The 8,432-nt window shown below is 35.4% G+C and carries 9 protein-coding genes and 1 pseudogene; 7 read left to right on the top strand and 3 right to left on the bottom strand.

Annotated elements, in window-relative coordinates:
• Positions 1-208, top strand: a pseudogene (locus HX005_RS19205) (hypothetical protein); the annotation flags it as partial.
• Here HX005_RS19205 and HX005_RS19200 read toward each other — a convergent pair.
• Positions 192-1,472, bottom strand: a complete 1,281-nt coding sequence (locus HX005_RS19200; protein ID WP_180103227.1) for a MobA/MobL family protein — start codon at positions 1,470-1,472, stop codon at positions 192-194. The pseudogene HX005_RS19205 and the gene HX005_RS19200 overlap by 17 nt on opposite strands.
• Positions 1,473-1,693: 221 nt before the next feature.
• On the opposite strand from HX005_RS19200, the gene HX005_RS19195 reads away from it, so the two are divergent.
• The 4 genes from HX005_RS19195 to HX005_RS19180 all read left to right on the top strand — a co-directional run bounded on the left by HX005_RS19195 (position 1,694) and on the right by HX005_RS19180 (position 5,943).
• Positions 1,694-2,449, top strand: a complete 756-nt coding sequence (locus HX005_RS19195; RefSeq protein ID WP_005175443.1) for a hypothetical protein — start codon at positions 1,694-1,696, stop codon at positions 2,447-2,449.
• 651 nt (positions 2,450-3,100) lie between these two features.
• On the top strand, positions 3,101-4,000 hold the full coding sequence (repM, locus tag HX005_RS19190; protein ID WP_004763517.1) for a replication initiation protein RepM: 900 nt from the start codon (positions 3,101-3,103) through the stop codon (positions 3,998-4,000).
• Positions 4,001-4,076: 76 nt separating this feature from the next.
• Positions 4,077-4,694, top strand: coding sequence for a plasmid replication DNA-binding protein (locus tag HX005_RS19185; protein ID WP_026040226.1), 618 nt, complete (start codon positions 4,077-4,079; stop codon positions 4,692-4,694).
• A gap of 334 nt (positions 4,695-5,028) precedes the next feature.
• The gene (locus tag HX005_RS19180) at positions 5,029-5,943 is read left to right on the top strand and encodes a DNA-methyltransferase (RefSeq protein WP_180005591.1); all 915 of its coding nucleotides are present in this window, start codon (positions 5,029-5,031) and stop codon (positions 5,941-5,943) included.
• Here the strand turns inward: HX005_RS19180 and HX005_RS19175 are convergent.
• Positions 5,940-6,152, bottom strand: a complete 213-nt coding sequence (locus HX005_RS19175) for a helix-turn-helix domain-containing protein (protein ID WP_180005590.1) — start codon at positions 6,150-6,152, stop codon at positions 5,940-5,942. The genes HX005_RS19180 and HX005_RS19175 overlap by 4 nt on opposite strands.
• A 117-nt stretch (positions 6,153-6,269) precedes the next feature.
• Here HX005_RS19175 and HX005_RS19170 point away from each other — a divergent pair, with 117 nt between their 5' ends.
• Both HX005_RS19170 and HX005_RS19165 read left to right on the top strand, forming a co-directional pair.
• On the top strand, positions 6,270-7,259 hold the full coding sequence (locus tag HX005_RS19170; protein WP_180005589.1) for a MamI family restriction endonuclease: 990 nt from the start codon (positions 6,270-6,272) through the stop codon (positions 7,257-7,259).
• A gap of 14 nt (positions 7,260-7,273) precedes the next feature.
• Positions 7,274-7,564: a hypothetical protein gene (locus HX005_RS19165; RefSeq protein WP_180005588.1), complete on the top strand. Its 291-nt coding sequence runs from the start codon at positions 7,274-7,276 to the stop codon at positions 7,562-7,564.
• Between the two features lie 98 nt (positions 7,565-7,662).
• On the opposite strand, the gene HX005_RS19160 is transcribed toward HX005_RS19165, so the two are convergent.
• The gene (locus HX005_RS19160; RefSeq protein ID WP_180005587.1) at positions 7,663-8,184 is read right to left on the bottom strand and encodes a hypothetical protein; all 522 of its coding nucleotides are present in this window, start codon (positions 8,182-8,184) and stop codon (positions 7,663-7,665) included.
• Positions 8,185-8,432 lie beyond the last annotated feature (248 nt).

Here is an 8,432-nt window from a genome sequence, read left to right as displayed (position 1 = left end):
AAAAGAGGCAGATAAAAGAAGAGCATGGAAGTCTGCTCAATCAATAGTTACCTTTGGCATGAGTCCTGAAGAGAAAAAACGCCATGAAAAAAGATCCTGGGAACGCTTTGAACGAATCCAGTCAGGTGAAAGTACGTGGGAAGATGAAGAAGCTGTGCTCCTCATGCAGTGGCGTGCCTTAAATAATCAACCTAAAAACCAGGACTAAAATCATCATCACGATCTAATTTTTTCTCTGGTGTATTCTTCAGTGAACGTATAACCAGATCCTGTCGACCAGTCATGATCTGCTGCTGAAGATCCTCTAAAACCTGATAAATTTCTGTTGTATGCGTTATTGCACTTTCGAACTGATGTTGCAATTTCCCCAAATAGCGTAATTTCTCAATTCGCTCAAAAAACTCTGTATTTAAAAGATCGATACAAGCCTGTAAATCATGCTGAATCAATGTCATCGGTTCAGTCGTTTGGGGATCTTTCAATAAAGTTTGCAACATATTATGCTGTAAAAACAATAACTTCTCTTGCGCATACCAGTGTTGTCGCGTCCGTGGCGTTTCAGCTTGCTTGCTCAGTTCATCAAGTTCTTGTCGATTTTTTAATTCAGCCTCATAAAGGGGACGATATAGCTCATAACGATTTTCGGCACGTAGCCGATTGATCTCTGCCACCATCTCTTCACGCTTGGCCCACAACTCAGGCTCATTCTCACGCGCAAAACGTACCGCCTTATTCATCACCGGTACATCCTGCAACTGAGTACCATGCTTTTTATTATATTCCTGATTAGACAAACAACTAACCAAGCTCGGAACCTCAACCTGAATCCCCTTAATCTCAACGATTTTAGTTGGGGCATAACGCATCAAACTCTCATTGATCAGATCCTCAGCTTTTTGCCGATACAACTGCAGCTGGGCCTTTCCCATGCCTAATACATCAGCCGTAAGCTTCTGCGCACCGCCTTTCTGTGGATCCTTTGGGTTATAACGCCTAAAAAACTGCGCCACTGTCCGCTCAATGCCATCCACATGTCGCTCACTGTACATAAAGTGTAGATGTGGCTGCTCTTGCCCTCCGAGGGACCCCGTATGATTATGAATAGCGCAGGTGAATGGATAGCGGTAACGATCTGCAAACTCGGTAATAAACGCTTCAGCCAACTCAATCCGCTGCGCCTGGTTTAATTCTTTCGGTAGGGCCACCACCATGCTTGAACAGGTGCGCCCATTACTGCGTTCATAAATATCAGCAGCTTCCCAAAATACAGCCGGCTTTCCTTCCGCAAAACTCGGCATATTCCCCGATCTGACAAATTCAATCTGTTCAGAAGCACTTTCTTTATAATTTTTGAAATGCGAAGTCCGACTAATGTAATGAAATCTGTTCTTGGCCGTGGCACCATTTTTCACTTTTCCAGATCGGGTCTTCACGGCTTTTTTGGTTGTGTGTTCCAGATTGCAGTAGAACATATTCCCACCTTCAAATTCACGGGGCCTCGCAGAGCCTGCGGAGCACGAGGAGAAGTGTTTTTAATTTGATATCATTGCGTAGTAATGGTATCAAATTAAAAACACGGAAACGAGCTTAAGAATTAAAAAAAATGTTCCCACATTTTTTTTAATTCTTCCCGTGCCGGCCTATGCTAAACTGAAAACACAAAAACCTCACCCATTTTATGCTGGAGAATGCGATGGCGGCCCGTGGAAGACCTGCGAAAATACTCACTTCAAATGACCTCATGACATTACAGCAGTTCCTTAAAAATCTCCCTTTCCTCAAGAAAAACCAGCAGCAGGCTTTGACCTTGCTTCAACAAGCAAATGGCATCTTCAATGACAAACAGCTCAATCTACTGAAAGCTGCAGACCGTGATAAAAACCAGTTTTTAAAAAGACAGGCCCTCATTGAACAGATCAAGCTAAAGGATAAAAACCAGCAGCCCCTTCTGGCCAACGAAACAGAAATTCTGGCATTACTGACACAGGAAATGGATCAGGATAATTTCTTCCGCCTGGATCGTGCCCTGGAGTCTTACCAGAAAATTGAAAAAGCAGCCTTGGAAAACCGGATCCGGCTGGAGAATGAACACAAGCGCGAAATTTTGCAAAAAAGTCATAAAGAACTGACAGACGCCCAAAAGAAACGTAATGCAGAAAATCAGCTCAAATATGCTTTAGGTGGAGCAGTACTAGCCGCCTGGAACAAACTTAATTTATCAACCGAAAATATAGATCCAGAAAAAGTTAAAAATACCATCGTCAATAACCAAAATTTTTTCAGAATGGTCAGTAACACCACGCTTTATCAATATATTCATCCAAGAACTGAAAACTACTTTCGAAGCAGAGAATTGTTTATCAAAGTTATTGAAGGATTATGTGAATATGATGACCACGGTACAGAACTTTATATCTTTGAAGCAGATAGTCACTTAAAACCGCAATAAAATGCGATTACAGCCACTTTTAAACCAATTTTTGAGTTAGCTACGTCTAAATCAATAAAGTGGCTGTAATCGCAAAACAAGAGCATTTAGCTTATTTTGCAAAAATACAAATCAAGATCCATTTCAAAACTCACAATATACCTAGAAGGTATATACCGAGCGAGTGTCTACGAGCGGCATAACTAAAATTCGCGCTTCGACTCTTTGAAAAACTGTTTTTTAGTATGTGAAATCTAAAAGAGCGTAAATCAAATGCCAAAATTTGATTCTAGAACGAGCGAAAGCGAGTAAAAAAAGCACTATAAGCGAAGCGAATTCCGAATTGTTTGTGCTTTTTTTAAAGTCATAACGAGATTTACTAAAAATTGCCCCAAGAATCGAGCGATAGCGAGATTCAATAGAGTTTGAGCGTAGCGAAAACATAGGGCAATTTTTCATTCTTTCCTTTTTAATATATTTTAAATCTTTTAAATCTTTTAGGCTATCTGAAAGGCTTTAACAGAAAGGCTTTCAGCTCCTAACTATGAGGGATTGACTACTAACTATGAGGGATTGACTACTAACTATGAGGGATTGACTACTTAACTATGAGGGATTGACTACCAAATATGAGAGAATTATATTACTCATAGTTAGTTTATCGAATTAAAAATGATGAGTACATCTAAAAAAGAATTAGTAGTTAAATCAAATCAAGTAATTGAGGCTTCATATCAACTCAGCTCAACAGAACAACGGATTGTCTTAGCAGCTATTAGTAAGATTAGTCGGGCTGAAGATATTACAGATGATGAAATTTATCGCGTAACTATTGATGATTTAAAAAAACTTGGGGTTCATGAAAAAACAGCTTATAGAGATCTAAAAGATGGTGTAAACCGCTTATATGACAGATCAATTAATTTAGCTATTGATGATGAGTCAATCAAAATGAGATGGATTCAATCCATACGCTTTTTAGAAAGTAAAAGCGTTGTAGGAATTCGGTTTTCTAAAGAAATTTTGCCGTTCATTTCTAATCTAAGCCGTGAATTCACTAAGTATTCGCTATCTGATATTGCTGGTATGAGTAGCGCATATGCTATTCGTATTTATGAGCTACTAAGCCAATATCGTTCCATAGGAAAACGAGAGATTTCCATCGAATCTCTAAGAAGTATGTTGGAGTTAGGGAAAAGATATCCATTGTCTGCTGATTTAAAGAGATGGGTTATTGATACTGCTGTAGTTCAAATCAATGAACATAGCCCTTTAAATGTATCTTACGAGCAAATAAAGACAGGTCGAAAAGTCACACACATTCACTTCACGTTTAAAGAAAAATCAAAAAGTATTGAGCATAAATCCGAACAGAATAATTTTTATAAATTGACAGATTCACAAATTAATATGTTCGGTAATCAGCTTTCACGCTTACATGAAGTATCTCACCTAGCACAACAAGGTGAAAGTTATGACGACTTAGCTATTAAAATTAAAGATATGCTGCGAGATCCAATAAAACAAAAACAACTTATTCCTCATCTTAAAAATTTAGGCTTTAAGGCATAAAGGTCGATTGTGTATGTAGCAGTTGACTGTTTGTTAATGTATTTTAGTTCACATAATGGACAACCAAAATTACAAGATGAAATCACTATCTGTTATTGAGCTTTCAAATCTCTATGGAATAACTCGTCAAGCCATTTATAAGCAAGTTAATAAAGGTAATTTAAGTAAAAATAGTGACGGTAAAATTGATCTTTCCGAAGCTATTCGAGTCTTTGGTGAACCTTCTAGAAATGTAAACAGTTCACAGACAACCGAAACACGAAAGTTGTCAGAAGTTCACCTATTAGAACAGCAGGTTTACATGCTTCAAAAACAGCTTGAACAGGCTCATGAGCGTGAGCAGTTCCAACGTGAGGAACTAAAAGCTAAGAATGATCAGTTACACGTTAAAGATGAGCAAATTGAAGCAATACAACGCCTACTAGAAGCTCCAAAAGCTTATACAACTAGTTCTATCGACCCAAAATTAGATATAGCAACAGATACTAGGTCAAAAAGTGAGTCGAACTATGATGTATTGACTACTCAACCAAGAGAAACTCCTGTAGAAGTAGAGATCCAAACTCAGCCGAAAGATGACGGATTGACTACTCCGGAGCAGGTGGAAAATAAGCGGATTCCAGTACCGGAGCACATTGACCAGGAACCGGAGAAAAGGGGCTTTTGGAGCCGTTTTTTTAGACCCTATGATTAACTACGATTGTTTAACTGATATGAACAAAGTCGTGAAACATTGATCAAATAATAAGCGTGGAACGTGAAAAGTCATAAAAAAAGCCCAATCGGGTGTGATTGGGCTTTTCAATACGAAATAAACTATTGAATTAAAACAAATAATTTAGAGCATTTCGTATAACGTGTATTATGTTAATTTTAGAAGATCTAAATAGAATTTTTTTTTTAAATCGATATAATTATTCATGTTAAGAGTGATTTCATTCAAGATTGCTTTAAATAAAATAAAACCCTTTTATAAGGGTTTTATTTTATGTTAGAGTGTTACTTATAAGTTACAAGCACTGGTTATTATGACGAATCAAATATTAAACGTAGACTGTCTCGATGGTTTTAAAAATGTTCCAGATGAATCCGTAGATCTAATCATTGCAGACCCTCCTTATTTCAAAGTCGTAGGAGAAAAATGGGATTACCTCTGGAGAACAGAAGACGATTACATCGAGTGGTCTAAACTATGGTTCAAAGAAGCTAATAGGTGTTTAAGAAAAGGCGGAAGCTTTTATCTATTTGGATATTTTCGTTTACTTTCTTATCTATTACCTCATTTAGAGAATCTAGGTTTAAAATTACGTCAGCAGATTATTCTTAACAAAGGAATTCAAGCAGTTTCAGGAAGAGCAACTAAAAATTATAAGATGTTCCCAAATGTGACTGAAAGTATCCTATTTCTTTACAAGGATCCTAAGCCATTCGTTAGAGAACTATTAAAGCAGCATCAAAAAAAGAAAGGATTAAAATCGAAGGAAATCAATGAACTATTAGGTGTTAAATCTAATGGTGGAGGTATGTGGAGCATTTATACTGGTAAAAATATATGTGAACAATTACCAACTCTTGAGTTATGGAATAAATTAGAAAATATCTTAGATTTTTCATATCCATATGAAAAGCTGTCTATCACTTTTAACGCTCAATTAGGCTTTACAGATGTATGGGATGATATTGATTTTTATAAAGAACGTAGAAGTCGCATTCATCCAACGCAAAAACCTCTCGAACTGATTAATAGATTGGTTTTAGCTAGTAGTAACAAGAATGATTTAGTGTTAGATCCATTTATGGGTAGTGCTACAACAGCTATATCTTGTCTACAGAATGGACGAAACTATTTAGGTTTTGAGATGGATCCTGAATACTATCAAAAATCTCTTTCAAGGATAAAAGCACATACTGATATTAAAAATAATATCTTTGAACTTAATTAACGATTAAGTCCTTGAAAAAAATCATCATAATCCATGTCTAAAGCATGGATTATTTTGTCTAAGCTTTCCAAGCTAATATTTCTATCCCCAGTTTCAACAGCAGCAAGATAACTACGATGTACCTTTGCTAATTTTGCTAATTCCACTTGAGTTAATTTCTTTCTCATTCGCAATACTTGGATACGAGACCCAATTGCTTTAGATAACATCTATATACAACCTAAATATGTTACTCTTAATAGTACAAGATGCTATCTTAAAAATATATACTAAAATTATTCTACTAAGATATTGATATTCTTTTTTTTTTATTTATAGAAATCAATATGCAACCTGATACACGTTTAATTTCTATTCCTAATGGTATTGATTACGTTCCTCAACTACTTTCAGATTTATTTATTGCTCCTAGAAAAAGAGCTGTCGAATGGTCTAGGCTTACTCAACAAACACCAAATATGAAAGTCGGCTATCCCGGTCAACATTTAGTATCGTTAATTACGGGTATGCCAGGGGAGAGAACTGGAGCGAGGGGCAATGATTTGATTGATGGATCTGAAATCAAATCTTGTTCACGGGTTGATCAAGTAGATGAATGTAAGAATAAGAAGTGTAAAAACAAAGTACTAAGAATAGAAACTAGTTGTAGTTTATGTGGAGGAGATCAAATAAGTAGAAAAAATGATTCTAAATGGTTATTTACTATTCGCTCTGAAAATGATTTAAAAGTACTAACTGAAGATGTAAATAGAATAGTTCTAGTATTAGCTGATTATCCTTATTTCTCACAAGGATCATTTGATGATATCCGTTTTGAAATTTTTGAAATATGGAATAACTCTCCTAGATGTTCTAGATTTAAACAAATTATGAGAAATTACTATGAAAATATTTATGGTACTCATAAAGCAAATGATGCTAATAAAACCCCAGCTCCCAAAAATTTTTGGCCTCATAGCTATCAATTTTATCTGTGCAACCCAATTAAAACATTTTCAGCTACAGTTACAGACTCTATAAATAATCCTAAAATTACAATTAATACGTTTATTGAACCTCATCAAGATAGGTCAAATCTTAAATCCCTCTTAATGCCAATTGAATTACTAGAAAAAAATGAACTAATCCATTTATCCCAAACAGTTCCTATAGATATATTAAAAAGCAATTTAATTTGTAATTGTGGTGATATACCAGATGATCCATTAGAAATTTTGAAGAAGTGTTCCACAATAAATGAACAAACGAGAGCATTTTTACCATTAAGAGGAGACACTACCTTCACTATCCCAGAGTATAATCGTCGAAGATATTAATTCGGTTCAACTATATGACTAATTCGACTCAAATCAGCTTTCGTGTTGATGAGAAGCTACATAGCCAAGCAAAGGAAACACTTACACCTAATGGAGGTATTAGTAAGTATTTAAAAGATCAGGCGACTAAATTTGTTAAACATGAAATTTCTTTAACACCCCATCCTGAAAAAAGAATTTCTAAGGAAAAACGTGTTAGTTTAAAAATAGATGAAGATCTTTACTCTGCACTTCAAAAGCGGTCTGTGGCTTTTGGAGGAGTTAGTGGTATTTTCAGAACCATTCTTGAAAATTCTGTAAACTAAAAAAAAGCCAGTACTATGTACTGGCTTTTTTTAACATAAAATCTCTTATGCGAAATCAAAAAAGCGAGGAAATCCCCGCTTTTGAAAAAGCTTACGTATTAGTAAGCTTTAGAGATATAAAAGTTACAATCCGAAATTTCTTTTTGCTTAGCTAAATAGCTTTCTTTGATTTGTTCCTGTTTAGTTTTTTCGGCAGTTTTTGCAAAAATATTGAAAGTCTTAGCCTCTTCTAAATACTTAGTCCGAAGATCATCACAAGCCTGTTTATTTTTTACGATAGTTTGAACTTCATCTTCACTAATTTTAGTGTATTGCTTGTTAGAAATTCTCAAAGTTTTCCCATCTTCAGACACGTTAAACTTCACCACCGTTAAACCATTATTTACGCCAAGCTCTTTATCCGTTTGTTCAAGAACAGTTCCGTTCTTCTTATTTCCAAACCAATCCTTTTCAGAGAGAATGTTGTCATTAACAAGATAGGTATCTTTACCTTCTTTGTAAATTTCTAAAACCCTTGGCGATTTAGTACCCTCTGCCTTCCAGTATCCAATATATTTATCATAAGGTTTTGAACATGCCGTCAGAACAAGAGCCAATAACGTAAATAAAAAAATTCTCATAAGTTACTCATAATTATTAAGTTTAAAAAAACGATATAGAATAGTTCTAGGTATCTAATCTATTCAATGACTAATAGGTAACCATTAACTTTAAAGAAGTATTCGTAATGACTAATCTCTTATGCGACATGAGATATTTCCCATGAAAAAATTCAGTACCATTCAATACCTAAAAGAGGCAGATAAAAGAAGAGCATGGAAGTCTGCTCAATCAATAGTTACCTTTGGCATGAGTCCTGAAGAGAAAA

This window comes from Acinetobacter sp. R933-2 (assembly GCF_030325485.1).
In the GTDB taxonomy this organism is placed as follows: domain Bacteria; phylum Pseudomonadota; class Gammaproteobacteria; order Pseudomonadales; family Moraxellaceae; genus Acinetobacter; species Acinetobacter sichuanensis.
This window is presented reverse-complemented; position numbering and strand designations above follow the sequence as displayed.

Excerpts from the sequence above, each read along its gene's own strand:
- HX005_RS19200 (WP_180103227.1), bottom strand. The coding sequence starts at position 1,472 with ATGTTCTACTGCAATCTGGAACACACAACCAAAAAAGCCGTGAAGACC.
- HX005_RS19195 (WP_005175443.1), top strand. The coding sequence starts at position 1,694 with ATGGCGGCCCGTGGAAGACCTGCGAAAATACTCACTTCAAATGACCTC.
- repM (WP_004763517.1), top strand. The coding sequence starts at position 3,101 with ATGATGAGTACATCTAAAAAAGAATTAGTAGTTAAATCAAATCAAGTA.
- HX005_RS19185 (WP_026040226.1), top strand. The coding sequence starts at position 4,077 with ATGAAATCACTATCTGTTATTGAGCTTTCAAATCTCTATGGAATAACT.
- HX005_RS19180 (WP_180005591.1), top strand. The coding sequence starts at position 5,029 with ATGACGAATCAAATATTAAACGTAGACTGTCTCGATGGTTTTAAAAAT.
- HX005_RS19175 (WP_180005590.1), bottom strand. The coding sequence starts at position 6,152 with ATGTTATCTAAAGCAATTGGGTCTCGTATCCAAGTATTGCGAATGAGA.
- HX005_RS19170 (WP_180005589.1), top strand. The coding sequence starts at position 6,270 with ATGCAACCTGATACACGTTTAATTTCTATTCCTAATGGTATTGATTAC.
- HX005_RS19165 (WP_180005588.1), top strand. The coding sequence starts at position 7,274 with ATGACTAATTCGACTCAAATCAGCTTTCGTGTTGATGAGAAGCTACAT.
- HX005_RS19160 (WP_180005587.1), bottom strand. The coding sequence starts at position 8,184 with ATGAGAATTTTTTTATTTACGTTATTGGCTCTTGTTCTGACGGCATGT.